Source organism: Halogranum rubrum (assembly GCF_900114455.1).
Classification (GTDB): Archaea; Halobacteriota; Halobacteria; order Halobacteriales; family Haloferacaceae; genus Halogranum; species Halogranum rubrum.
In genome coordinates, this window is the sequence record NZ_FOTC01000001.1 from 1,434,766 (window position 1) to 1,459,331 (window position 24,566).

The 24,566-nt window shown below is 63.9% G+C and carries 27 protein-coding genes; 13 read left to right on the plus strand and 14 right to left on the minus strand.

Going from position 1 to position 24,566, the window contains the following annotated elements; genetic code table 11:
- Positions 1-7 precede the first annotated feature (7 nt).
- On the minus strand, positions 8-364 hold the full coding sequence (locus BM083_RS07105) for a DUF5518 domain-containing protein (RefSeq protein WP_089867627.1): 357 nt from the start codon (positions 362-364) through the stop codon (positions 8-10).
- 116 nt (positions 365-480) lie between these two features.
- Here BM083_RS07105 and BM083_RS07110 point away from each other — a divergent pair, with 116 nt between their 5' ends.
- Positions 481-1,770: an outer membrane protein assembly factor BamB family protein gene (locus BM083_RS07110; protein WP_089867630.1), complete on the plus strand. Its 1,290-nt coding sequence runs from the start codon at positions 481-483 to the stop codon at positions 1,768-1,770.
- 88 nt (positions 1,771-1,858) lie between these two features.
- Here BM083_RS07110 and BM083_RS07115 read toward each other — a convergent pair whose 3' ends face one another.
- The gene (locus tag BM083_RS07115; RefSeq protein ID WP_089867633.1) at positions 1,859-2,335 is read right to left on the minus strand and encodes a 50S ribosomal protein L11; all 477 of its coding nucleotides are present in this window, start codon (positions 2,333-2,335) and stop codon (positions 1,859-1,861) included.
- Between the two features lie 143 nt (positions 2,336-2,478).
- Complete coding sequence (locus tag BM083_RS07120) at positions 2,479-3,540, minus strand: M20/M25/M40 family metallo-hydrolase (protein WP_089867636.1); 1,062 nt, start codon at positions 3,538-3,540, stop codon at positions 2,479-2,481.
- Between the two features lie 81 nt (positions 3,541-3,621).
- Between BM083_RS07120 and BM083_RS07125 the strand changes: the two genes are divergently transcribed.
- The 4 genes from BM083_RS07125 (at position 3,622) to BM083_RS23215 (ending at position 7,834) form a co-directional block, all read left to right on the plus strand.
- The gene (locus BM083_RS07125; RefSeq protein ID WP_089867639.1) at positions 3,622-3,972 is read left to right on the plus strand and encodes a hypothetical protein; all 351 of its coding nucleotides are present in this window, start codon (positions 3,622-3,624) and stop codon (positions 3,970-3,972) included.
- A gap of 78 nt (positions 3,973-4,050) precedes the next feature.
- Positions 4,051-6,318: a tRNA(Met) cytidine acetyltransferase TmcA gene (gene tmcA / locus BM083_RS07130; RefSeq protein WP_089867643.1), complete on the plus strand. Its 2,268-nt coding sequence runs from the start codon at positions 4,051-4,053 to the stop codon at positions 6,316-6,318.
- A gap of 230 nt (positions 6,319-6,548) precedes the next feature.
- Positions 6,549-7,568, plus strand: a complete 1,020-nt coding sequence (locus BM083_RS07135; protein ID WP_089867645.1) for a p24 family protein — start codon at positions 6,549-6,551, stop codon at positions 7,566-7,568.
- Between the two features lie 101 nt (positions 7,569-7,669).
- The gene (locus BM083_RS23215) at positions 7,670-7,834 is read left to right on the plus strand and encodes a DUF8014 family protein (RefSeq protein WP_177197562.1); all 165 of its coding nucleotides are present in this window, start codon (positions 7,670-7,672) and stop codon (positions 7,832-7,834) included.
- A gap of 7 nt (positions 7,835-7,841) precedes the next feature.
- On the opposite strand, the gene BM083_RS07140 is transcribed toward BM083_RS23215, so the two are convergent.
- The 7 genes from BM083_RS07140 to BM083_RS07170 form a co-directional block, all read right to left on the minus strand.
- The gene (locus BM083_RS07140; RefSeq protein WP_089867648.1) at positions 7,842-8,174 is read right to left on the minus strand and encodes a hypothetical protein; all 333 of its coding nucleotides are present in this window, start codon (positions 8,172-8,174) and stop codon (positions 7,842-7,844) included.
- Between the two features lie 81 nt (positions 8,175-8,255).
- A complete protein-coding gene (locus BM083_RS07145; RefSeq protein ID WP_089867651.1) occupies positions 8,256-8,990 on the minus strand; it encodes a GNAT family N-acetyltransferase in 735 nt (244 codons plus the stop codon).
- 73 nt (positions 8,991-9,063) lie between these two features.
- Positions 9,064-9,465, minus strand: coding sequence for a DUF8055 family protein (locus BM083_RS07150; protein WP_049893854.1), 402 nt, complete (start codon positions 9,463-9,465; stop codon positions 9,064-9,066).
- A 6-nt stretch (positions 9,466-9,471) separates the two neighbouring features.
- Positions 9,472-11,142 carry an FAD-dependent monooxygenase gene (locus BM083_RS07155; protein ID WP_089867654.1) on the minus strand — a complete coding sequence of 557 codons (1,671 nt, stop codon included), beginning with the start codon at positions 11,140-11,142 and terminating at the stop codon, positions 9,472-9,474.
- A complete protein-coding gene (locus BM083_RS07160; RefSeq protein WP_089867658.1) occupies positions 11,139-12,851 on the minus strand; it encodes an electron transfer flavoprotein subunit alpha/FixB family protein in 1,713 nt (570 codons plus the stop codon). The genes BM083_RS07155 and BM083_RS07160 overlap by 4 nt, the downstream gene beginning before the upstream one ends.
- A 2-nt stretch (positions 12,852-12,853) precedes the next feature.
- Positions 12,854-13,735 (minus strand): electron transfer flavoprotein subunit beta/FixA family protein, encoded by an 882-nt coding sequence (locus tag BM083_RS07165; RefSeq protein WP_009367526.1) that lies wholly within the window; start codon positions 13,733-13,735, stop codon positions 12,854-12,856.
- 147 nt (positions 13,736-13,882) lie between these two features.
- Positions 13,883-14,212 carry a 4Fe-4S dicluster domain-containing protein gene (locus BM083_RS07170; RefSeq protein WP_009367525.1) on the minus strand — a complete coding sequence of 110 codons (330 nt, stop codon included), beginning with the start codon at positions 14,210-14,212 and terminating at the stop codon, positions 13,883-13,885.
- Between the two features lie 97 nt (positions 14,213-14,309).
- Here BM083_RS07170 and BM083_RS07175 point away from each other — a divergent pair, with 97 nt between their 5' ends.
- Positions 14,310-14,789 (plus strand): DUF456 domain-containing protein, encoded by a 480-nt coding sequence (locus BM083_RS07175; protein WP_089867661.1) that lies wholly within the window; start codon positions 14,310-14,312, stop codon positions 14,787-14,789.
- Positions 14,790-14,838: 49 nt separating this feature from the next.
- On the opposite strand, the gene BM083_RS07180 is transcribed toward BM083_RS07175, so the two are convergent.
- Positions 14,839-16,554 (minus strand): glutamate--tRNA ligase, encoded by a 1,716-nt coding sequence (locus BM083_RS07180; RefSeq protein ID WP_089867666.1) that lies wholly within the window; start codon positions 16,552-16,554, stop codon positions 14,839-14,841.
- Positions 16,555-16,981: 427 nt separating this feature from the next.
- On the opposite strand from BM083_RS07180, the gene BM083_RS07185 reads away from it, so the two are divergent.
- The 5 genes from BM083_RS07185 (at position 16,982) to BM083_RS07205 (ending at position 18,338) form a co-directional block, all read left to right on the plus strand.
- Positions 16,982-17,212: a hypothetical protein gene (locus BM083_RS07185; RefSeq protein ID WP_089867669.1), complete on the plus strand. Its 231-nt coding sequence runs from the start codon at positions 16,982-16,984 to the stop codon at positions 17,210-17,212.
- A gap of 29 nt (positions 17,213-17,241) precedes the next feature.
- Positions 17,242-17,469, plus strand: coding sequence for a hypothetical protein (locus BM083_RS07190; RefSeq protein WP_089867673.1), 228 nt, complete (start codon positions 17,242-17,244; stop codon positions 17,467-17,469).
- The gene (locus BM083_RS07195; RefSeq protein WP_089867677.1) at positions 17,466-17,741 is read left to right on the plus strand and encodes a hypothetical protein; all 276 of its coding nucleotides are present in this window, start codon (positions 17,466-17,468) and stop codon (positions 17,739-17,741) included. Before BM083_RS07190 ends, BM083_RS07195 begins: the two co-directional genes overlap by 4 nt.
- Positions 17,742-17,808: 67 nt before the next feature.
- Entirely contained in the window at positions 17,809-18,039 is a 231-nt protein-coding gene (locus BM083_RS07200) for a hypothetical protein (RefSeq protein ID WP_089867684.1), read from the plus strand.
- On the plus strand, positions 18,036-18,338 hold the full coding sequence (locus BM083_RS07205; protein ID WP_089867687.1) for a hypothetical protein: 303 nt from the start codon (positions 18,036-18,038) through the stop codon (positions 18,336-18,338). Before BM083_RS07200 ends, BM083_RS07205 begins: the two co-directional genes overlap by 4 nt.
- A gap of 152 nt (positions 18,339-18,490) precedes the next feature.
- Here BM083_RS07205 and BM083_RS07210 read toward each other — a convergent pair whose 3' ends face one another.
- On the minus strand, positions 18,491-20,755 hold the full coding sequence (locus tag BM083_RS07210) for a CDC48 family AAA ATPase (RefSeq protein ID WP_089867691.1): 2,265 nt from the start codon (positions 20,753-20,755) through the stop codon (positions 18,491-18,493).
- A complete protein-coding gene (locus BM083_RS07215; RefSeq protein WP_009367518.1) occupies positions 20,752-21,000 on the minus strand; it encodes a DUF7127 family protein in 249 nt (82 codons plus the stop codon). Before BM083_RS07215 ends, BM083_RS07210 begins: the two co-directional genes overlap by 4 nt.
- 156 nt (positions 21,001-21,156) lie before the next feature.
- On the opposite strand from BM083_RS07215, the gene BM083_RS07220 reads away from it, so the two are divergent.
- Entirely contained in the window at positions 21,157-21,936 is a 780-nt protein-coding gene (locus tag BM083_RS07220) for an alpha/beta fold hydrolase (protein ID WP_089867694.1), read from the plus strand.
- Between the two features lie 221 nt (positions 21,937-22,157).
- On the opposite strand, the gene panB is transcribed toward BM083_RS07220, so the two are convergent.
- Complete coding sequence (gene panB / locus BM083_RS07225; protein WP_089867697.1) at positions 22,158-22,967, minus strand: 3-methyl-2-oxobutanoate hydroxymethyltransferase; 810 nt, start codon at positions 22,965-22,967, stop codon at positions 22,158-22,160.
- A 237-nt stretch (positions 22,968-23,204) separates the two neighbouring features.
- On the opposite strand from panB, the gene BM083_RS07230 reads away from it, so the two are divergent.
- Entirely contained in the window at positions 23,205-24,563 is a 1,359-nt protein-coding gene (locus BM083_RS07230; protein ID WP_089867700.1) for a diaminobutyrate--2-oxoglutarate transaminase, read from the plus strand.
- Positions 24,564-24,566: the final 3 nt, after the last annotated feature.

Consider the following 24,566-nt stretch of genomic DNA (forward strand, 5'->3'; position numbering starts at 1 on the left):
TGCCGAATCAGTTCGCGAACTCGTCGGCGAGATAGACGCCGACGAATCCGCCGAGCGCACCCAAGGCGATGGTGTACAGACTCGCGAGCACGACGGCGACGGCGATGAACAGGAAGATTCCGCCGGCGGCGGCGGGGTCCGGAACGACGACGAAGACAGACGCCGCGAGAAAGATGATGAGTGCCAGCGGAATCGCCGCGATGACGCCGGAGAGTGCACCGACGGACGCGCCGTTCCGTCGTTCGAGATAGCCGGCCACCGCACCACCGATGACCGGTGAGAACGGGAGGAAGGCCGTGACTACGGAGACGACGGCACCGACGAGTGCGTTGAAGAGCGTACTGCGTTGGGACGTGGCGGACATCGGCGACCGTACGCAGGCGGGGTACAAAAGGCCTGACACGGTGACGGCGGCGGTGACGAGGTGAGCCTGCGACGACACAAACCCCTATTACCCACTGGCGTGCATCCCGGGACGAGATGGACGGTCCCCACGAGAGTCACACGAGACACAGCAGACGGTCGTTCCTCCGCGCAGCGACCCTCGGGAGTACGGTCGGACTCACAGGCTGTGTCGGCAGACTCGCCGACGTCGGCGGCTGGGACCCCGAAGCCGCCCACGGTACGCCGACTGGTCCCGGTGCGGCCGACAGAACGCCCGTCGACACCGAGGCGTTCACGACCTTCCGCGGCAACCTACAGCGACACGGGTACTACCCCGAGGTGACGGTGCCCACCAACGTCCGCACGGCGTGGCGCATCCCCGGTATCAACGTCGGCGACCACACCGCCGCGAAAGCCAGCGCCGTCCGCGACCGGGAGGGAAACTACATCATCCCGGGCGACTCCGGCGAGGTACACTCCTTCACCGTCGACGGCAAGGTGAACTGGGTCGCGAGCACGTATCCCAGTGGCCGAGGAATCCACGGCACGCCGACCATCGCGAACGGCCTCGTCTACATCGGCGCGTACGACGGCGCGCTCTACGCCTTCGACGTCGGCGACGGGAGTCTCGTCTGGCGGACGCAACTCGGCGGTTCCATCGGGTCGAGTCCCGCCTACCACGACGGCGTCGTCTACATCGCCGTCGAACATCCCGACCCCGAGGGGTCGATGGCTGGCTGTGACGCCCTCACCGGTGAAGTCGTCTGGACCGACGAACGGCCGACCGACCACCCGCACTCCATCCTCGCCATCGACCGCGACGCCGGGCGACTCACCGTCGGGTCGAACGACGGCAACCTCTACGGCTGGTCGTACCCGGCCCTCGAACACGTCTGGACGTTCGAGACGGCGCGACCCATCAAGGGCCCCATCGCGACGTTCGACGGCGGCGCGTTCTTCGGGTCGTGGGACCACTCTATCTACCGCGTGAACCTCGAAACCGGCGAGGAGGAGTGGTCCTTCGAGACGGAGGGGATGGTGATGGGCGGAGCCTCCATCGACCCCGAGACGGGGATGGTCTACATCGGCGGCCACGACGGGAAACTGCGCGCCCTCGACGCCGCGACGGGAGAAGAGCAGTGGCAGTTCGCGACGGAGGGTCTCATCGTCGGCTGTCCGGCCCTGACGCGCGAGCACGTCCTCGTCGGGTCGTACGACACGAACTGCTACGCCATCCGCCGCGACGACGGCGAAAGTGTCTGGCGCGTTTCGGCCGACGGCTGGGTCAGCAGCGTGCCGCACGTCGACGACGACGGCATCGTGTTCACGAGTCGGGCGACGGACGACACGTCCGGGAAGGCGATTCGACTGGTCGAGATGGTGTAGCGGTTCGAGCGGGCGACAGAGCGACGGAGCGTGACAGCCGTCGCTCACCGGGGAAAAACGTCAAACGAAGAGAGGTCGTTTCGTCGCGTTATTCGCCGAGAACGTCGTCGTACTCGCCGTCGTCGACGAGTTTCTTGAACTCGCGGGCGTCGTTGCCTTCGATGGTGACACCGAGAGAGGCACACGTGCCGGCGACTTCCTTCGCGGCGTTCTTCGTGTCGTAGGCGAGGAGGTCAGAACTCTTCTGCTCTGCGACCTTCTTCACCTGTTCGATGCTCATGTCGGCGACGAAGTTCTTCTGCGGTTCGCCGCTACCGGTCTCGAATCCGACCTCGTCCTTGATGAGCGCGGCCGTCGGCGGGACACCGACCTCGATACTGAACGAGCCATCGTCGTCGTACTCGACGGTGATGGGGACTTCCATCCCGTCGAACGCGGCGGTCTGCTCGTTGATCTCGTTGACGACGTCCTGCACGTTCACGGGCGTCGGTCCGAGTTCAGGACCGAGGGGCGGGCCAGGGTTGGCCTTCCCGCCAGGAACGAGTGCTTCGATAGTTCCAGCCATGTCTGAACAGTCCCTGCGGCGACTTTTAACGGTTTTCTTTCGGTCCAGTAGCTGTGTGTGCGAGTTACAGGCGTGGTTAGACGTAGTCAGGCGTGTCGGGTGTGTCGGGCGCAGTCGGTGAAGAGGCAGCGAGGCCGGGTCGCTCAGACGTCGACGGCGAACGACTCCACCTCGGCGACGTCGTCAGCCATCGAACCCAACAAGTCCGCGAGGGCGACGAGGTCCTCGGTGTCGATGACTTCGACCGGCGTGTGCATGTAGCGGTTCGGCAGGCCGACGTTCAGCGAGGGGACCCCGCTCCGACTCGTGAAGAAGGCGTCTGCGTCGGTTCCCGTCCGCACGCCCGCCGCCTGCAACTGGACGTCGATTCCCTCGGTCGCTGCCGCCGAGCGAGCGAAATCGACGAGCGTCGGGTGGTTCGCACTCCCCCGCGAGACGACGGGACCTTCTCCGAGTTCGACCGGTCCCTGTCGCTTCTTCTCGATGTTGGGGTTGTCCGTCGCGTGGGTCACGTCGACGGCGACGGCCGCATCGGGGTCGAGGTCGAAGCCGACCATCTTTGCACCCTGGAGACCGTTCTCCTCTTGGACCGTCGAGACGGCGTAAATCGTCGCGTCTACGTCCGCTTCGACCGCTCGCCGCAGTCCCTCGGCGGCCGCCCACGTCCCGATGCGGTTGTCCATCCCGCGGGCGGCGAGGCGGGTACCCGCGAGTTGGCGAATCTGCGACGTCACCGTGACCGGGTCGCCGACTTCCACGAGTTCGTGCGCCTCCTCGGCGCTCGATGCGCCGACGTCGACGAACTGTTCTTGCAGGTCGTCGTACTCCTCGTCGCCGACGTCGCGGAGGTGAATCGCCGTCTGGCCGACGACGCCTGCGACGGACTCCTCGCCGTGGACGGTCACGTGCTGGCCCTTCGAGACGGTTCGGTCTGCACCGCCGATGGGGCCGATACGGAGGAACCCGTCGTCGGTGATGCTCCGGACGATGTAGCCGATTTCGTCGGCGTGGCCGGTGAACGCGAGTTCGGGACCGTCGCCAGCCCCTTGGTGGACCGCGACGGCGTTCCCGTAGGCGTCGGTCGTGACTTCGTCGGCGAACTCGGAGACGTAGTCGACCCAGACGCGCTGTCCCGCGGCTTCGAAGCCCGAGGGACTCGGCGTCGTCAGGAGCGATTCGAGAAAGGCACGTCGCGTGTCGTCCATGAACACACTCCCGGGAGGAACAGCAAGAAGGCGACGATGTCCGGGGCAACGAATAAGCCGTCAGTTCGCGTACACACTCCTATGCCTGGTAAGCATTTCACACTCCTAGAGGTACACCTCGGTGACGGCCACATCCAAATCGGTCCGAAGACGATTCGAGGCGGCGTCCACGACCACGACGGCCACCACGGTAAGCACGGCAAGCACGGCAAACACAAACACCACGGTCACGACGAGCACGAACACTACGACCACGACCACGGCGACGAAGAACACGCGGACGACGAGAACGAGTCCAGCGGAACCGGACTCCTGCCGTTCGTCCTCGGCCTCGTCGTCCTCGGTGGTATCGCGTTCCTCGCCAGCAAGTTCCGCAGCAGAGGCGAGATGAACGAACTGGCAGAACTGGACGAGTCGGCTGCCGAGGCCTGAGTTCGGCTGTCCCGGTGAGACGACCACCGCGAGCGTGCAGAGAGAAACCCCAATACCCCCCGCCGACAACCCGGGTGCATGAACGTCAGCGCCCTCGCCGGGCGACTTCGTGCGGAGGCCGAACAGACCGACGAGCGTCGCCTGCTCGTCCTCGCCGGTGACAGAGACGCCGGTATCGACGCGGCCTATGACATCGTCGAGGGGGTCGGGTTCTCCGACGACGGCGTCACCTTCGTCACGACCAGAGAGGGGTTCCGATTCGAACGACTCCACCCGAAACACGCCGACAGACTGCTCGGAACCACCCGCGACTGCGTCGTCCTCGACGCTCACGGAGAGTTCTCGCCGAACGCCATCGGACGACTGGTCGGGGCCGTCGACGGCGGCGGTCTCTTGGTCCTTCTCACACCTCCGCTGGACGAGTGGCCGACGACTCGCGGCGGGTTCGACGAGTATCTCGCCGTTCCGCCGTTCACCGTCGACGACGTGACCGGCCGCTTTCGCGAGCGACTCGTCCGAACGCTCCGCGAACATCCGGGTGTCGCCATCGTCGACGTGGAGAGTGAAACCGTCGAACGCGACGGACTCACGGGTGAGTCGTCTACAGAATCCACAGAGCCACTTCGGTCGCAGTCGACGCAGGTGGCACCCGACACCGCGCTCTTTCCGGCGCTCGCCTACGAGTCGTGTCTGACCGACGACCAAGCACGGGCGGTCCGCTCGCTGGAACTGCTCCGCCACCCGGGACACGCCGTCGTCGTCGAAGCAGACCGAGGACGCGGGAAGTCGAGTGCAGCGGGTCTCGCGGCGGGAAGCCTCGCCGCCGAGGGTCGAGACGTGCTCGTCACCGCCCCCGGAAGCCGAAACGCCGAGGAAGTGTTCGTCCGTGCGCGTGTGTTGCTCGACGGTCTCGATGCACTCGCGGGCGAGAGCGAGAACGACGAAGAGGGACAGCACCTCCGAACCGTCGAAGGCGGTCACGTCCGTTTCGCCGACCCACCGACGGCAGCCACATTGCCAAATAACCCGGACGTCGTCGTCGTCGACGAGGCAGCGGCGCTCCCCGTCCGACTGCTCTCGCAGTTCGTCGCCGCCCCCTCGGCAGGGTTCTTCACTACGATTCACGGCTACGAGGGCGCGGGACGCGGTTTCTCCGTCCGGTTCCGCGACCACCTCGCTGAGAGCGACAAGGTCGTCCGCGACGTCCACCTCGACGACCCGATTCGGTACGCCCGCAACGACCCCGTGGAGACGTGGGCGTTCCGCGCGCTTCTGCTCGACGCTCGCCCGGCCGTCGACCCGCTCGTCGAAGACGTGACCGTCGACAGTGTCGAGTACCGAGCCATCTCGCCGGACGAACTCGTCGAAGACGAACATCTGCTCCACGAGGCGTTCGGACTCCTCGTGCTCGCACACTACCGAACCGAACCGACCGACCTCGCTCGTCTACTCGACGCGCCGAACCTCTCGCTTCGCGCGCTCGTCGCCGACGGCCACGTCGTCTCCGTCGCGCTCCTCGCCAGAGAGGGGAACCTCGACGCCGAGACGCGCCGAGAGATGTACGATGGCGGGCGCGTGCGCGGTAACATGCTCCCCGACGTGTTGACGAGTCAACTCCGCGACGAGGACGCCGCAGTTCCGGTCGGCTACCGTGTCATGCGAATCGCCACGCACCACGCCGTCCGGTCGCGTGGACTCGGGTCGCGCTTACTCTCGGAGATTCGCGACGAACTCGCGGACGACGTGGATTGGCTCGGCGTCGGCTACGGGGCGACGCCCGAACTACTCGACTTCTGGGACCGCAACGGCTACCGGACGGTCCACCTCTCGACCACCCGCAACGCGACCAGCGGCGAGTACTCGGCGCTGATGCTCGACCCGACGAGCGAGGCGGGGGAGGCGGTCCAATCGCGCCACACCGACTGGTTCCTCCGGCGCGTCGAAGGCGTGCTCGCCGACCTGTTGGACGACGTCGACCCCGACGTCGCCCGCGCGGCGATTCGGGCGACGCACGGCGAGTACGCCGAGAGGCTCTCGGACAGAGATTGGCGCGTCGTCGCCGGCGCGTCCTACGGGCCCGGACTCTACGGGACCGCCCCGCGAGCCTTTCGTGACCTCGCGGTCCGACATCTCTCGAATCCGGACGCCGCGGACCTCACCGACCGCGAAGAACGACTACTGGTGCGGAAGGTACTCCAGTGTCGCCCGTGGGACGACGTCGCCGACGAACTGGACTACCTCTCGACCAGTCAGTGTATGCGGTCGCTCGGTGACGCCTACAAACCGCTCGTGGACGTCTATGGCGACGAGGTCGCTCACGCCGAGCGTGAGCGGTACACGGAATAACCGAATAACCGAATAGCGGCCGATCGAGACCCGGAATCTCGACGGTTACGTGCTCTGTAAACGACCGTTTCACGGGATTTATCAACTGAGTAATAAGGGTAAGAGGGTGTGACAGTCGATGATGTATTCTCGTTATCACGAGCCCTCCGCGCTCGACGATGGGGATACGCAACGAACAAAGCATGGTAGGATACACAAAGCTTCAGAGTACCGCACTAGCTGCCTTGTTGGTGCTGTCAGCCTTCGCAGGCGCGAGTGCACTCGTCGGTGGCGTCGCCGCCGCCGACAACGGCACCACCGACGACAGCAAAGCGAACGCGACAGTCGTCAGCACGAACACGACGGTGAACGACGCCGTCGAAGAACCCGGTGACGCCGACTGGTACGAAGTCAGCGTCGACGCGAATCGGACGCTTCTCGTGACGGTGTACGGGCAAGAGACGGCAGACGACGGGTCGATAGAGCCGAAAGACCTGAACGTCACCGTCTACACCGCCGACGGCGAGCGAGTAGAGACAGACACGACCGAGATGCTGATTTACGGTGACGGAAAGCCGGCCGCTGTCGCACTCCCCGTCGACGAGAGCGGCACCTACTACATCGAAATCGGCGCGATGTACGGGAACCCCGAGGACCCCGACGCGGAACCAGCGACGGGGCCGAAACGGTACGAGATGAACGTGACGGCGATTCCGCAGGACCCGTACGAACCGAACAACGACGAGGCGAACGCGACGACACTCTCGGACGGACAGACGGTGTCGGCGTCGCTCGTCGGTGGTGACAAGGACGTCTACGCAGTCGAACTCGACGCGGGCGAGACGGTGACCGCCACCTACGACGAGACGAACGTCGTCAACGACTCCTTCTGGGGTGGGTACGGTCACGACCTGTTCGTGGACGGACCGGACGCTACTTCGGTGAACACGACCGAACTCGACGGCGGTGAGCGAGTCGTGTTCACGGCGAACGAGAGCGGGACGTACTACGTCACCGCGGGACTGAACTACGACTCCGTCGAGGCGACGTTCTTCGAGAGTACGGACGCGGTCCAGTACGACTTCACAGTAGACGTGGAGGGTGGCGAGAGCGACCCAGCGGACGGCACCGACGACGAGAGTCAACCTGACGCCGGTGACGGTGAGACTGACGAAGAGACGACTGACGGCACCGACGGTACCGATGGCACCGACGACACCGACGAGACGGCTGACGACGACAGCCCCACCGTCGAAGACGGCGACTGCTGACCGTCACTCGGCCGCCTCTCCAGCTTTACTTTTTTCGAACTACGTGCACTGTGACCACGAGTACCTAGGATTACCCGTGGCGACGTCGTAGTCTACGAGCGATGTCCGAGTGCAGCGAAGACGGCTGTGAGAACCCGGCCGCCGTCCGTCTCTCTATTCCCTGGGCCGACGACAGAGACGTCTGTACGGCACACGGGCGAGCGTTAGTTCAGCAGGACGGCGTCGTCGCCGAGGTGCTGGACGGGGCCGAGGTGGACTGGCGATAACGGAGAGTCAGAGTCCGCTGGCGACGGCGAAGACGACGATACCGGCGACACCGACCAAGCCGACTGCTCCGCAGAGGCGCGTGGCCCGGAGGTAGCCGTCGCGGTGTTGGTCGAACGTCCCCGTCGCGACACCGAGACTCGCGATAGCGACGCCGAGAAGCATCCCGGTGATGGCGAGCGAGAACGGCGACCCGATTGGGTCGGAGAGGAGGGCCGCGAGCGACCGTGAGGAGACGACCGAAGCCCAGTAGCTTCCGAGTGAGAACAGCGAGAACAGGAGCAGACCACCGGCGAGGACGCGCTTCGTGGCCGCTCGAACGGAGGTGGAGGGCAGGTCCATGCCGCCGCTTCGTCCGAGTGACAGATAACTACTGGGACGGAGAGAGTCGCTCACAACGCGAAAAACGGAGAACTCGACGACCTACCGCAGGTCGACGGCCATCATCACTTCGTCGACGTAGTCGCCGTTCATCTTGTAGTGGTCCTTTCGGACGGCTTCGGTCTCCCAGCCACGGGCTTCGAGGAAGGCGATTGCCTCTTCGTTGGTCGCCGGAACGCTGTTGTAGAGTTTCTCGAACTTGTGGTCGCGTGCCCAGTCGGTGCCGCGTTCGAGGAGTCTGCTTCCGATACCGTGACCGCGGTGTTCCGGTCGGAGACCCACGGTGAGAACGGCCGTGTGGCTCAGTTTCTCGGCTTCGGGCAGGTCGAGGTGAACCCAGCCGACCACGTCGTCTTCGACGGTGGCGACGAAGAACATCCGCGAACGGACGTCGTTGTGCCGGAGGATGACCTCTTCGTGGTCGATGACGTCGGCGACGGTTTCGGCTTCGATGTACGTCCCCTCCTCCGCGACTTCGTGAATCGCGTCGACGAGTCGGTCCAAATCGACCTCCTGCGGGAGTCGAATCGTGAACTCGGTGCCGTCTGCTTCGTGAACGTGTGCCTCTTCGTCTTCGTAGGCGACCTGTACCTTGTCGCCTACCTTCCTGATGTAACCGTCGCGTCGCAGGATGGTGAGGTGTGTCCCGAGCGCCGCCGGGTCGAGTCGGAGCGCCCGTCGTACTTCGTCCTCGCGGACGGTTCCGTTGCTCTCGATGTAGTTGTAGATGTCCTTACGGTCCTTGTTTCCGATGCTGAGACTCTCCGTTATTTCCATGTCCCTTGTTACCACGCTCCAGTACATAATAATTGTTCGTGATAGAGAAGGCAGACAGTCCGGATACCCGACGTCAACGACGCGGAGGAAGACACGTCTGCAGTTGGACCGTGTCGTGGACGTTGTGCGTCTTGAGTAGCATCTCCGCCGTCTCTCGAATCGAGAACGACGCATCTAGGTCGACGCCGTAGCACCGCGCGTACAGGTCGAACCAGTCGTTCAGCGCGCGGTGGAGGAGACGCAGTTCCTCGCCCGAGAACTCGACGTCCCACGCGGCGGTTCGGGCCTCGATGTAGAGGGCGACCACCGGGCCGACACCGTCGCGAGCGTACCGGAGCGCTCGCTCGTCGGCCTCGTCGGGGTGCGGAGCGTCGAACGACTCCCGCGTGACCCGTGCCTCGTCGGCGAGGTCACGGATACGGTGGACGTACCCAGAGTGTCGAACTCCCTCGTCGCCGTCGGTCACTTTACTCATCGTCGTTCACCCCTGTGTGAACTCGACACCTTTGCCACCGCGCGGGTGGTTCCACTCGGTGTCGGCGACGATAGCGCAGGTTCCGCACTCGACGCACGGTTGGGTGTCGAGGCTCACGACGCGTTCCTCGTGCCCGTTCGTCTGCATCGTCTCCTCTCGGTAACAACCGCCCCCGAAGTTCACCGCACTCACCGGACAAGCCGTGACGGCCGCGCCGCTGGCTTCGAAGGAGTTGTCTCGAAGCTTGATGTGGGGGTTGCCGATGTCGGTGTCGTAAGTCAAGTCGCCGATGCGCTCCTCCAGACTCGGCGGTTCGACCGTGTTCTCGTCGGTCACTGGCGTCCCCAGTTCCTCGGCGATAACCGTCGGGAGGGTGACGTACGGCGTCCGCGTGTCCGGGACCATCATCGACAGCGCAGGCGTATTGTAGAGTCGCTCCAACTGGCCACCCAGCAGACGGACACCGATTCGACCCACCGACGACGTGAGAAGCGAGTCGGTGAGATTCGCCACCGCGCCGCGTTCGCCGACGGCGCTCACGGCGTCGTAGCCGCGGGGCCGAAGTTTCTGCATCACACCCTCGGCGCGGAGTTTCTGTGCGTAGAGTTCGCCCGCCGTCTCGGGGCTGTTGCGTGACTTCGCCTCCGCGAACGCCTCGGCGGCGAGCGCACCCGCCGACACGGCGTGGTTCATCCCCTTGATGATCGGTCCCTGTGCCTGCATCTGTCCCGCGGCGTCGCCGACGACGACGAGTCGGTCTTTGTGCGGTTCGCGCAGCGCCACCTTCTTCGAGTCGGGGACGAGTTTCGCCGAGTACTCTATCTCGGTGTAGTCGTCGCCGAGCCACTCCGCGAGGAGCGGATGCGTCAACAGACCGTCCAGCAACTCGTGTGGTTCGGCCTGCTCGGCGACGAGGCTGTCGAGGTGGAACACCGTCCCGATGGAGAGCGACTCTTGGTTCGTGTAGAGGAACCCGCCGCCACGAACGTCTTGGAACAGGTCGCCCGAGAACAGGTGGGCCACACCTTCGCCTTCGCCGATGCCGAACCGTTCCGTGATGACGTCGCCGGGGACGTCAACGACGGCTTTGACACCTTGGAACCACTGCTCGGGGTGCTCCCAGTTCATGAGTCCCGCGTCGCGGGCGAGTTCGGAGTTGACGCCGTCGGCGGCGACGACGATATCAGCCGTGATGGGGTCGAGTTCGTCGCAGGTGACGCCGACGATGCGGCCGTTCTCCCGCAGGAGGCCGTTCACACGGACACCACTGAGAAGCCCACCGCCAGTCTCGCGCGTCTTCTCGTGGACCCGTTCGGCCAGCCACGAGTCCATCTTTCGCCGGAGGACGGCGTCGGACCACTCGGTGTCGTGTTCGTGGAGGTCCGTCAGGTCGAACGTCTTCACGTCCCGGCCCGCGACGTTGTGGAGGAAGTACTCCGTGATGGGACGCTCTGCGGCCTCCTCGCGGAAGCCGGGAAACAGGTCGTCGATAGTGTAGGGCGCGGACTCCTCGGCGTAGATGAGTCCACCAGAGACGTTCTTCGACCCCGCTTCGACGCCGCGTTCGAGGACGAGCGTTTCGACGCCGTAGTTCGCGAGTGTCGCCGCCGCGGCCGCACCGCCCGGCCCCGCACCGACGACGACCGCTTCGTAGTGTTCCTGTCCAGTGTCGCTCATACTTGGTCACCTCCGTCAGTCGCGGCCGCATCGTCACCCGCCGCCTTCGCCTCGGCGAGTTCGAGGTCGAGTTCGCCGTCCTGTAACGCCTTCGTCAGTCGTGGCAGCACCTCGAAGAGGTCACCCTCGACGAAGTAATCCGAGAAGTCGCGGATTCGTGCCTCGGGGTCGGTGTTGATGGCGACGATGGTCTCCGACTCGTCCATCCCGACTTTGTGCTGGACCGCACCCGAGATGCCCACCGCGATGTAGAGTCTCGGCGCGACCACCTGTCCCGTCTCGCCGATTTGGCGGTCCTCGTGGGTGTACTGTTCGACGTGCCCGTCGAACTGGTACGAGCCAGTGACGATACCTCTGGAAACGCCGACTTCGGCGTCCTCGAAGGCGTCGGCGAGGTCGAGTGCGAGTTCCATCCCCTTCGTCGGGTTCGCGCCGATACCCCGGCCGACGGCGACGATGACCTCGTGACCCGTCAGGTCGATACCCTCGTCTAACTGGTCGTGGTCGGTGACGGAGATGGTGAACCAGTCGTCGTCGAGAGTGGCCTCGTGGTGGACGACGTCGCCCTCGCGGTCGGAGTCTGGCTCCGGTATCTCGAAGCTTCCCGGGATGACAGAGCCACCCTGCGGGTGGAACTCGCGTCGTGGATTGTCGAGACAGAGAATCGTCGAGTATTCGAACCCAGAGAAGTCCGGGCGTTTCATGTGCAGGACGCGCTCGAACGTCTTCTTCTCGCCCGCCACGCCGGTCTTGACGGGGTTCGAGATGACCGTATCCTCGATGTAGAGCCCCGAACAGTCGCTCGCCAGCCCGGAGTCGAGTTCGGCTTGGACCAGTGCGGAGAGGTCCCGACCGTTGTTCGTCGCCGGGAAGAGCACGTACCGTGGTTTGTCGTAGTCGCGCCAGTCCTCGTCGCGGCCGCCGGTGACTTCGCCGCCGTCGTGACTCGCCCCGGCGCGGGCCATATCGCAGAATATCTCGCAGAAGGGGGTGTGCTGGAACCGGCGCAGGCGCTCGTCCTCGTGGACGACGACGACGTCCGCACCGTAGGCGATTACGTCGTCGGTGTGTTTCGATACGTCGTCGCCGATGAGTACCGCGACGACCCGTTCGTCGGCGTCGTAGTCGTCGTTGTAGTCGTCCATCAACTCGCGGGCCTTCCCGAGCATCTCCTTCGAGACGTCGACGAGTTCACCCGCTTGCGTCTCACAGTAGACCCACATGTCGCGATAGGTTCCATCCTGTAGCGCGCGGACGTGACGCTTGTCGGCGGTCGGATGCGAGAGGTCCGGATGTTTCTCCTCGGGCGGGAGTTCGTCTTCGAGTTCGACGTCCTCGCCGTCTCCCTCTTCGCTTCCCGCCACGGAGTCGATACGGCTCTGGATGAGTCGCGTGACGCCGCCCCTGTCCTGTCCGGCCTCCTCGCGTTCGAGGAGTGTGCGGAGTTCGTCGACGTCCTCGATAGATTGGACGGCGTTGCCGACGTCTGCGGTGGACATCTCGTCGAGATTCAGCGACCCCACGTCGACGTCCTCGTCTTCGTGTTCGTACTTCTCGATACGGCTCTCGATGAGTGCGACTGCACCGGGGCGGTTCTGGCCCGTTTTCTCCTTGTCCAGGATGGCGTGCAACGCGGCGATGTCGTCGACGTCCTTGATGGCCGGGCCGAGTTCCGCCATCTCGTAGTCGTTCGGGTCGAAGTCGGTCATGGTCAGTCGTCCCCCGTCGCTTCGGCGGTTCCTGTAGCCCCAGCAGCGAGCGGTTGCATCGCCTCCAGTACTTCGGTCATCTCTTCGCGACTCGTCGGCGACACCATCGTCGCCTCCCGCTCTGCGGGTGCCTTCGGAATGGGGTCCACCGACGAGACGATGGTCGGCGACCCGTCGAGTCCGATGTAGTCCGGGTCGACGTTGATGTCTGCGTGGTCCCAAATCGTGAGGTGGTCCTCGAAGTTCTCCGCGCGCTCTCGGGTTTCGGCGCGGAGGTCTTTCAGCGTGAGTCGGTGGCTCGCCGACCGATAGCTGGGAACGAACTCCGGGTCGGCGACGACGAACGCCGGGAACGACGCTTCGACCGTCTCTATCTCCTCGATGTCTCCCTCGACGAGTCGTTTCGCGCGGAGCGTCCCCGCCTCCTCGTCGACGTCGAGCGAGACGACGTGGGTGATGATGGGCATGTCGAGACACCAGCAGGTCTGCGGTCCGGTGTGGCCCGTCTCACCGTCTGCCGTTTTGAACCCCGCGAACACGAGGTCCGGTGTGCCCAGTTTCTCGATAGCCGCGCTGAGCGTGATAGACGTCGCCCACGTGTCGGCGGCGGCCATCTCCCGGTCCGAGATGAGATACAGGTCGTCGGCGTACACCGACGCCATCCCCTCGCGGAGGACGTCTTTGTAGCCCGGCGGTCCCATACTCATCAGCGTGACGTGCCCGCCGTGACGGACGCGCGTCTGCAACGCGGCTTCGAGCGCGAACTGGTCGTTCGGGTTCATCACCGTCGGCGTCTTCCCCCGTTCGAGATGGCCGTTCTCGTCGAACGAGACCTGTCCCTCTCGGAAGTCGGGAACGCCTTTCGTCAGGACGACTGTGTGCATTGGTATCTTCCCCTCTGAGTAGTGATAGCACGAATTTATAATAATAGTTCGTACGGTATTTGTGTCACGATTGGCAGCGTCGGTACTCAGTCAGCGAGCGAGAGAGCCGAAAGGAGAGGGTGTCGACAGACGAGCGGCGAGTTAGAGTTAGATGCGACCCGCGCGGCCGGGGTCGACGTCGATGGCGTCGACCGGACAGACGTCGACGCAGAGCATACAGTCGATACACTGGTCTTCGTGTGTCGGTTCGGCCTTGATGTCGCTCTCGGGGTGTCCCGGCGTGTCGACCCACGTGAACACGTCGACCGGACAGTCTTCGAGACACGCCCCGTCGGCGAGACAGATGTCGAAGTCGACGGCGACGTGCGTGCCGTGGATACCCAACTGCTCCGGTTCGTCTACCGGTCCCCAGACGGCGACACCGTTCTCCTCGCCGACTTTCTCGCGGTTCTTCTCGAAGTTCGGGTCGATTGCCATGCGTAAGTGTAACACTGACTGTGCACTTAATGCTTGCAGCTATTCCGGTCGAAAGCTGTCGTCGCCTACTTGTCTACCCGGCCCCTCCGACCAGCCGATGGAACTCCTCGCACTCGTCGCACTAGCCCTCCTCGTCGTCGGAGTCGTCGGCAGCGTCGTCCCGTTGCTCCCCGGTGCGCTCTGCTCGCTCGGCGGCGTCTATCTCTACTGGTGGGTGAGCGGTTACACCGTCCCCGGGCCAGTCGTGCTCGTCGGTCTGACACTGCTCGGCGTCATCGCACTCGTCGTGGACTACTTCTCCGGTCCAATCGCGGCCCGTGCAGGTGGCGCGTCGCTGGCGACGACGGCTATCGCTGCCGTCGTCGGGTTCGCACTGTTCTTCGTCGCCGGCCCGTTCGGCATCCTCCTCGGCATCGCGGGAACCGTCTTCGCCATCGAGTTCTACCGAAACGACGACGTCGACGCGAGTCTCCGAACGGCCGCCTACGCGACGGTCGGCGTCCTCGCCTCCTCTGCCGTTCAGTTGGTGCTGACGGCGGCGATGCTCGCGGTGATGCTCGTCGTGGTGTATCTGTAGCAGAAGTAGAAGCGGTAGAAGAGAAGAGACGGGGAGCGACGCAGTGACGCTATTTGTGCGTCCAGTAGACGACCGACTCGTCTCCGTTCTGCTCGTCGACGCGTACGAAGCCGATACGCTCGAACTGGACGACTTCGTCCACGTCGGCGTCGGCGAAGTCGGGTTCGGCCTCACCCGTGACGTCACCCTCGGCAGTTCGCATCGTCACCGAGACGGTGTCGTCGGCGGGCACCCAGTGAATCACGTCGACACCCTCGTCGCGGACGGCGCTGATATCGTCGCCGGTGTACTCGAACGCGTCGCGAGTGTGGCGGACACAGCCGTAACCTTTCAGCCAGATTCGCTCGCCGTTGGCGGGGACGTCTTTCGACTCGACGCGGACCGCGCCGGGGACGGGGATGTGTCGGCGGCCACGGTCCTCGTGGTCGGGGTGGAGCGGCGGTTCGCCAGCCTCGGGTCCGCCGACGACGGCCTTCTCGACACCGTCACGGACGAGGAAGTAGCGGTCGGACGCGTCGTCGACGATGTCGCGGTTGTTCGCGTAGATGGTCGACATCGCGAGGTCGACACCACTCGTGGACATGCCGAGTCCGACCATCGCGTCGACGATGGCCGACCCGTGGATACCGCGGCGACGGAGACTCTGGATGGTGGGCGCGCGCGGGTCGTCCCACCCGTCGAGTTCGCCGTCCTCGATGAGTTTCTTAATCGTCGACGTGGACATCTTGACCCCGTACTCGTCGACCTGGACGTGGCCCCAGTGCAAGACTTCAGGATACTCCCAGTCGAAGTAGTCGTAGACGAACTGCTGGCGCTTCGCGGAGTCCTGCAGGTCGATACCGCGGATGATGTGGGTGACGCCCGTCAGGTGGTCGTCGACGCCGGACTGGAAGTCGAGCATCGGCCACGCGCGGTAGTCTTCGGCTTCCTCGCGCGGGTGCGGCGTGTCGACCATGCGGAAGGCGACCCAGTCACGGAGTGCGGGGTTCTTGTGCTCGATATCGGTCTTGACGCGGAGCACCATCTCGCCGGAGGCGTAGTCGCCGTCGACCATCGACTCGAACTCGTCGATGACGGTTTCCGTGTCCTTGTCACGGTGCGGGCAGGGCTTCCCGCTGTTCTTCAACTCCGAGAACTCCTCGCCGCCGCAGGAGCAGGTGTACGCGCCGCCCATCTCGATGAGTTCGCGGGCGTGGTCGTAGTACGTCTCGACGCGGTCGGAGGCCTTCATGACCTCGTCCGGTTCGAAACCGAGGTACTCGATGTCCTCTAAGATTGCGTCGTATGCAGAGAGGTCAGGGCGCTTCGTCTCGGGGTCGGTGTCGTCGAAGCGGACCAAGAAAGACCCGTCGTACATCTCCTTGTACGTCCCGATGACGGCGGGCATGCGGGCGTGGCCGATGTGCCACGGGCCGTTCGGGTTCGGCGCGACACGCATCCGAATCTCGTCGTACGCCTCGACGTTCGGCAGGTCGGGGAGGAGTTGGTCGTCCTCCTCGTCTTCAGAGTCGAGTTCCTCCAACTCCTCGGGAGCGAGTTCGCCGAGTCGCTCGCGCTTCTCGTCGACGCTCATCCCGTTGACTTCGCTGACGACGCCGCCGACGATGCCGGGCACCTCACTTCCGTGGGGTCGGAAGTCGGGGTTGTCACCCATCAGCGGTCCCATGATGGCACCGACGTCGGCGTCGCTGTCGTGTTTGAGAGCGTTGAACAGAGCGTGTTTCTCCGCCTCCGCTCGAACGCGTTCGCGTAAGTCGTCGTCCATTATCGGTCCATTCCGCCTGCCGCGTAAAAACGAGTGGGGATTGGCAGTCGCTCTTCGGTGTGGTTTCAGTATGAATGGGACAACGTAGTTGGTTGATGGCGGTGCTGTCTGTCGGGTGGCTGTGTTCGATGTGTTCGAATCGTTGCGTGTCCTCCGTTCAGTTTGGCCGTCGTCTGTCAGGCGGTGCGAGCGTCGGTGGTATACAGTTCGTCGATTATCGATTATCGATTGTCGATTGGCGGGCGATGCAGGCGTCGGTGGTATACAGTTCAGCGGGTGGTCGTACAGCGGTACGTCCGTCAGTGCTCAGATTGGTATGTTACTGTGATACACGGTAGCACCGCACACTAAATAAATCTTTTGCAGATTTGTCGACTGTCAGAGTATAAAGAATATTAGTGGCTATGAACTACGGTGAGACGCTAGTATGGAGACGATGGAGACGCTGGAGACGACGAGCACCGACAGAGCCGAAATCTATCTCGCCGCACAGACGATGTTGCTCGCTCTCGGCGTGGGGATGTACGCTATCGACGCGGGATTCGCGGCGGATGGCGGTGCCGTCGTCGTCCTCGGTTTTCCCATCGGCGCCTTCGCCTACGGTGCGCTTCGTCTGTTTCTCAGGTGGACCGGCCTGGACATCGAGTCATTCGACTGACTTTTGTCACAGCGGGGTCAGGTCGAAGCATGGACACCCGCAGAATCGAACTCCTCCTGACGGTGCACGCGATGCTGCTCGCGTTGGGCGTCGCCGTCTACGCGGACTCGGCGCGGTACTACGGTGACTTCGAGTTGCTCGCGTTTCTCCTCCCCGTCGCCGTCCTCGTCGGCGGCGGTCTCTTCGTCGGCTATAGCGGGGTGGAAGCCGCTGCTGGTTGGCTGAAACGAGACGTCAAAGGAGTAGAGAGTCGATGAACGTCCGAAAGGCGGATTTGAACGGTTACATTCTCGTCCTCATGGGACTGCAGTTCGTCTTCATCAACTGGATGACACTCCGCGAGACGGAAGCAAATATGGCGGCGGTCGGCGGGACAGTACTCGGGTTCTTAGCGGTCGGTCTCGGGATATACGAGCGAAGAAATCCGCTATACGAAACCCAGACCGAACCTGCACCGACGTATCTCTACGTCTTCGCGGCTATCGCGACGGTTGCGTTCGTCGCCGTGGTGTGGGCGCGAGTTATCTAACAACTGGAAAGCGAGTCGTGACTCGTTCAGTGCGAAGCATTTTGTGGAATCTCGAACAGGTCGGTGTATGGACACCCGCAAAATCGAGACCCTCCTCACAGTGCAGACGATGTTGCTCGCGCTCGTCGCACTCGTCTTCGTGCAGACGACGACGTACTTCGGGGGAGCCTTGGACTGGTTTGCCACGTTCTTCCCACTCTTCGTCCTCCTCGGCGGCGTTCTCTTTCTCGGATACCACGGAGTCGAGTTCTCTATCGGGTGGCTGACGAGCGACTGCAGAGGGATGGGGAGCGAATGAGTCGACAATCGCGCCTGCCGACGATCAGAAAAATCGACCTCCTCGCGTACGTGTTCGTGCTGTTCGGCCTAAGTTCCATGACAGAGGCGGCGGTGCTGTTGCTCGGAGGTGGAAGCGGTCTCGAGGCAGTCGGCAGAGCCGTCTGGGGCCTGTCCGTACTCGTTGGTGGCCTGTACGCGCGGGCCAACCCGAGGTACGCGGAGACGACAGAGCAAGCGTCGACGCTCCTCTACGTAGTCGCCGGGGTCGAAACAGTCGCTGTCGTCGTTCTCTTCGGACTCAGGCTCGCAACGCTGTAAAATTGAGAACACTCTGACGACAGCCGAACTGACTGAATCGCACCGCGAGCGAGGCCGGAGGCCGAGTCTCGCGGCCTTTTTCATCGACGGTTTTACCGGGGGTTGAGCGAGCGTCGGAGACGCTCGCGAACCCCCCGGAGAAAACGGTCGTGCTACTGGAACGTCCGACCGTACTCGCCTTCTTCCTTCGTCACGTCGCTCTTCTTGAAGCGCTCCTCGATCTCCTCGTAGCGCTGGCGCGTCTCGTCGGTGACGCTCGGTTGGACCTCGTCGAGCGCCTGCTCGAAGTGGTCCATCGTCACGCGGACGTTGCCGATGGACTCGGCGACGTCCTCGCGGTCGACGCTGCGGATGAACTCGCGGGAGGCGGTCATCGACGCCTCGCGGGCGAGTGCTTCCAGGTCGGCCCCGACGTAGCCCTCGGTCCGGCGAGCCAGTTTGTCGAGGTCGACGGAGTCGGCCAGCGGTTTGTGCTGCGTGTGGACCTCCAGGATCTTCCGGCGGCCGTCCTCGTCCGGCACGGGGACGTGGACGTGTCGGTCGAGTCGACCGGGGCGCAGGAGCGCCGAGTCGATGAGGTCCGGGCGGTTCGTCGTCGCGATGACGACCACGTCTTCCAGCGCTTCGAGGCCGTCGAGTTCCGTCAGCAGTTGCGAGACGACGCGCTCGCTGACACCGGAGTCGTTGCTGTTGCGGCCGCGTTCGGTCGCGATGGAGTCGATCTCGTCGAAGAACACCACCGTCGGGGCGTTCTCACGGGCCTTCTTGAACACTTCGCGGACGCCCTTCTCGGACTCGCCGACGAACTTGTTCAGGAGTTCCGGTCCCTTGATGGAGATGAAGTTCGACTCCGCCTCGTTGGCGACAGCCTTCGCGAGGAGGGTCTTCCCCGTCCCCGGCGGGCCGTAGAGGAGGACACCCTTCGCGGCTTCCATATCCATCTGCTGGAACACCTCGGGGTACTCCAGCGGCCACTGGATGGTCTCGCGGAGACGCTCTTTGGTGCCTTCGAGGCCGCCGACGTCCTCCCACGTGACGTCCGGCACTTCGACGAACACCTCGCGGAGCGCCGAGGGTTCGATACCCTTCAACGCCTCTTTGAAGTCGTCTTCGGTGACCTGGAGGCTCTCTAAGACCTCGGCGTCGATTTCGTCGGCTTCGAGGTCGATATCGGGGCGGATACGCCGGAGGGCAGTCATCGCTCCCTCCTTCGCCAGCGATTCGAGGTCCGCGCCGACGAACCCGTGAGTGTTGTCGGCGTACATGTCGAGGTCGATGTCGTCGGACAGCGGCATGTTCCGCGTGTGGACCTGCAGAATCTCCTTACGACCGTCGCGGTCCGGAACGCCGATTTCGATTTCGCGGTCGAAGCGGCCACCGCGACGGAGCGCAGGGTCGATGACGTCGACGCGGTTGGTCGCGCCGATGACGACGACCTGGCCGCGTTCTTCGAGACCGTCCATCAGGCTCAGTAGCTGAGCCACCACACGGCGCTCGACGTCGCCACCGGCCTCGCTGCGCTTGGCCGCGATAGAGTCGAGTTCGTCCATGAAGACGATGGCCGGCGCGTTCTCGGTGGCCTCTTCGAACACTTCACGGAGCTGTTCTTCGGACTCACCGTAGTACTTCGACATGATTTCGGGGCCCGAAATCGTGTGGAAGGAGGCGTCTATCTCGTTGGCGACGGCCTTCGCGATGAGCGTCTTGCCCGTGCCCGGCGGGCCGTGCAGGAGCACGCCCTTCGGCGGTTCGATACCGAGTCGCTTGAACAACTCGGGGTGTCGCATCGGCAGTTCGATCATCTCGCGGACCTGCTCTAACTCGCGGTCGAGACCACCGATGTCCTCGTAGGTGACGTCGGGACCGTCGCCACTGCCAGCGACGCCGCCACCGCCACGAATCTGTTCGGCGGGCTTCTCGCTGATGGTGATCTCGGTCGAGTCGTTGATGACGACCGTTCCCCCCGGCGACGTCTTCGCAATCTTCAGCGGGACAGACTGCCCTTGGCTGGCGATGAAGCCGAAACCGAACGGAATCTGGACTGACTGGCCTTGCGTGACTGGCTGCCCGGAGAGTTTGTCGCGGATGTGGGGACCGATGTTACCGCTGATACGAAGGTTCTGCGGGAGTGCAATCGTGACTTCGTCTGCGGGTTTGACGTCCGCTTTGTCCACGTCTACTTTGTCGTCGATGCCGACGTTGGCCTGTTGGCGGAGTCGGCCGTCGATACGGACGACGCCCGTTCCGTCGTCTTCCGGGTATCCCGGCCAGACGCGAGCGATAGCAGTTCCGTCCTTCCCTTCGATACGGATGAAGTCGCCACCGGAGAGACCCATCTCCTTGGCGGCGAGGCGGTCGATGGCGGCGAGGCCACGGCCCGCATCCTTCTGTTTGAGTGGTTTAACTGTGAGCTTCATTGTGCACCGGTGATAGTGATGACGCCGTTTTTCATAAACACTTCCGCGCCAGCGTTGGGAAGTTCGAACTCGGTCTCGAACAACCGGTCGCCGGCGTCGACGACGATGATGGCCGTCTGCCCGACGATGTCGACGTCGACAGCCTCATCAGACACTCGTAGGTCGGCCGCGACGACCCAATGGTCGTCGTAGTCGTACCGTCGGAGGAAGCGGTCGTCACGACCCTCGAATAACTGTTGACTCATGAGGAATCCTAACCACAAGTTAGTTGTCTGAGTATATAACTCTTTCTCCGAGAAATCGGCAGACAACGAAGGGTTAGCCGCGAGAAACTCGAATTGCGGTTCCGGCTCGTTGGTGTCTCCTGCGGTTTTAAGCTCTGAGACTCGAACACACGACACATGCAAACAATCACACACCACGGACGAGAGACTGCCTACCGACGGTGGTTCCGCGGCGACCCGGACGACGCAGGACCAACCGTCCTCTTCGTCCACGGGAGCGGTGGCTCACACGGCGTCTGGAAGTCACAGGCGCGACTCGCGAGCGAGTTTCCCGTCGTCGCGGTCGACCTGAGCGGTCACGGCGAGAGCGACGACGTCGACGCTGACCCGGGTGGTGAGGCCTTGGCAGCCTACGTCGACGACGTCGTCGCCGTCGCCCGTGAGACGGACGCGACTATCCTCGTCGGCAACTCTCTCGGCGGTGCCGTCGTCGTGACGCTCGCACTCGAACGTGACCTCGCACTCGACGGACTCGTGCTCACGGGAACCGGTGCGCGACTCAGCGTCCTCGAAGACCTGCTCGTCTGGCTCGAAGAAGACTTCGAACGTGCCATCGAGTTCCTCCACGAACCGGACCACCTGTTTCACGACCCCGACGAACGCGACCTCGAACTCTCGAAAGAGACGATGGAGGCGGTCGGCGGCGCGGTCACGAGTCGTGACTTTCAGACGTGCCACCGCTTCGACGTCCGAGGCGAAGTCGGCGACATCGACGTACCAACGCTCGCCATCGTCGGCGAGTACGACCAGTTGACGCCGAAACACTACCACGAGTATCTGGCCGACACGATGCCCGCGTGTACGGTCACCGTCGTCGACGACGCGGCCCACCTCGCGATGCTCGAACAGCCCGAGACGTTCAACGACGCCGTCGAGGAGTTTCTCTCGTCGATATGACCGGCGGCACTGCAGTCGACTGATTCGACTGGTCCCACAGGACATCCGTTACATCCCGTACATCCGTCGTCCGACCGACTGGTCGGCCGCGTCGCCAGCGAGGGGAGCGCACTCGCCCGGACCGTCACCGAGCCAATCGAGTTCCTGACCACAGAGCGGTCGGACCAGCGACCGTCGCCTGCGCTCCAGTAGATATCGTCTCCTCGTAATCGCGTCGAGGCTCAGTACAACTCGTCTAAGTCGGCTTCGACGTGGCTGTGTTCGTCCGCCGGAAACTCGCCGGATTCGACGGCGTCGACGTACCCGTCGATGGCCTCTTCCATCGCAGACTGTACGTCGCCGAACTGCTTTGCGAACGGCGGGACGCGTTCGCCCAATCCGAGCACGTCGTTGACGACGAGCACCTGTCCGTCACAGTCCCCGCCAGCACCGATGCCGATGGTCGGAATCGTCAGTGCGTCGGTAACCTGTGCGGCGAGGTTGGCGGGGACGTGTTCGAGGACGAGTGAGAACGCGCCGGCCTCCTCGTGTGCGCGTGCGAGGTCCAGAATCTCCTGTGCCTCCTCTTTCGAAGTTCCCTGTCGCAGGTAGCCGGTCTGTTTGACCTGTTGCGGTGTCAGACCGAGATGCGCCATGACGGGAATCCCGAGTTGGGCGAGTCGCTTCGTCAGTTCGACCGTGTGCGGGCCGCACTCCAGTTTGACCGCGTCGGCGTCGGCCTCTTTCAGCATTCGCCCGCAGTGCTCGATGCTCTGCGCTTCGTCGACGCCGATGGAGAGAAACGGCATGTCGGCGACGACGACGGCGTCGTTCGTCGCTCGAGAGACGGCCGCCGTCCGACTCTTCATCTCGTCGACAGTGACCGGGAGCGTCGAGTCGTAGCCGAGCGTCGCGTTCCCCATACTGTCACCGACGAGAATCAAGTCGACACCCGCCGCGTCGACGAGTGCCGCTGTCGGCGCGTCGTATGCGGTCAACATCGTGATAGGGTCGCGGCCGGCCATCGACCGAACGTCCCGTACAGTCGTCATAGCCGCATCTTGGCAGGGATGTCTGTTAAAGTCGTTCGGTTGACTCGGGAGTGGTGGTTCAATCGATATTTATCCATCATCTCAACACATTAATGTTTAGGCCGACCTAAAACCGAACAGCTTTTCAATTATTAGGCGGGCCTAAAACGTGCATGAGTTTAGGTGGGCCTAAATCGAGACGTGATGTGGAACGTGAACCGACCCACGAGACGACGTTCTCCGAGATGGAGGTGTCGAATGGACTACGCTGAGACGTCGAACGCGCAACTGCTCGCACAGCAGGCGAGTCGAGAGTCGAACGCGCGGACGTACCCGCGACATCTGCCGCTCGCCATCGAGCGAGCACAGGGCGTCGAAGTCGAAGACGTCGACGGCAACACGTACTACGACTGTCTGGCCGGGGCTGGAACGCTCGCACTCGGACACAACCACCCCACCGTCACCGAGGAGATGGAGCGACTACTCGCGGCGGACCGCCCTATCCACACCCTCGACATCACGACACCCGAGAAGGAGGCGTTCGTCGACGCCCTGTTCGACAGCCTTCCCGACGCGTTCGCGGACAACGCGAAGGTTCAGTTCTGTAGCCCCGCCGGGACCGACGCCGTCGAGGCGGCACTCAAACTCGTCAAGACGGCGACGGGCAACCGGAGCGTCCTCGGCTTTCAGGGCGGCTACCACGGCATGACGAACGGCGCGCTCAGTCTGATGGGTGACACGGCCGCCAAGGAGTCGATTCCCGGGCTGATGCCCGACGTCCATCACCTCCCCTACCCCTACGACTTTCGCCCGCCCTTCGGCATCGACGGCGACGAGGGCCACCGGGCTATCAGCCGATACATCGAAGGGTTGCTCGACGACCCCGACAGCGGCATCGTCGACCCCGCCGGGATGGTTGTCGAACTCGTCCAAGGTGAGGGCGGCGCAATCGCCGCCCCCGACGAGTGGACGCGCGAGATTCGACGCATCACCCGCGAACGCGACATCCCCCTGATTGTCGACGAGATTCAGACCGGCCTCGGTCGGACGGGCGAACTCTTCGCCTTCGAACACGCCGACATCGTCCCCGACGTCGTCACGCTCTCGAAGGCCGTCGGCGGCGGCCTCCCGCTCTCCGTCGTCGTCTACCGCGACGACCTCGACGTGTGGAAACCGGGTGCACACGCCGGTACCTTCAGAGGGAACCAACTCGCGATGGCCGCCGGACGCGCCACCATCGAGTACGTCGTCGAGAACGACCTGCACGAACACGCCGCCCAGATGGGCGAGCGACTGCGGAGCCACCTCGAACGCACCGCCGACCAGTTCGACGCCGTCGGCGACGTTCGTGGCCGCGGTCTGATGCTCGGTGTCGAGTTCGTCGACACCGAAGGCGAGCGCGAACCGACCGGGGCGCTCCCGGCCGACGGCGACAGGGCTACCGAGGTCCAGTCGGCCTGTTTCGACCGTGGCCTCGTCGTCGAGACGGGCGGCCGTCACGGCGCGACGGCACGGTTCCTCCCCCCGCTCGTCGTCACCCCCCAACAGGTCGACGACGTCGCCGCTATCTTCCACGAAGCGGTGGAGACGACCGCCGCACGGGAGGTGGTGGCGTGAGCG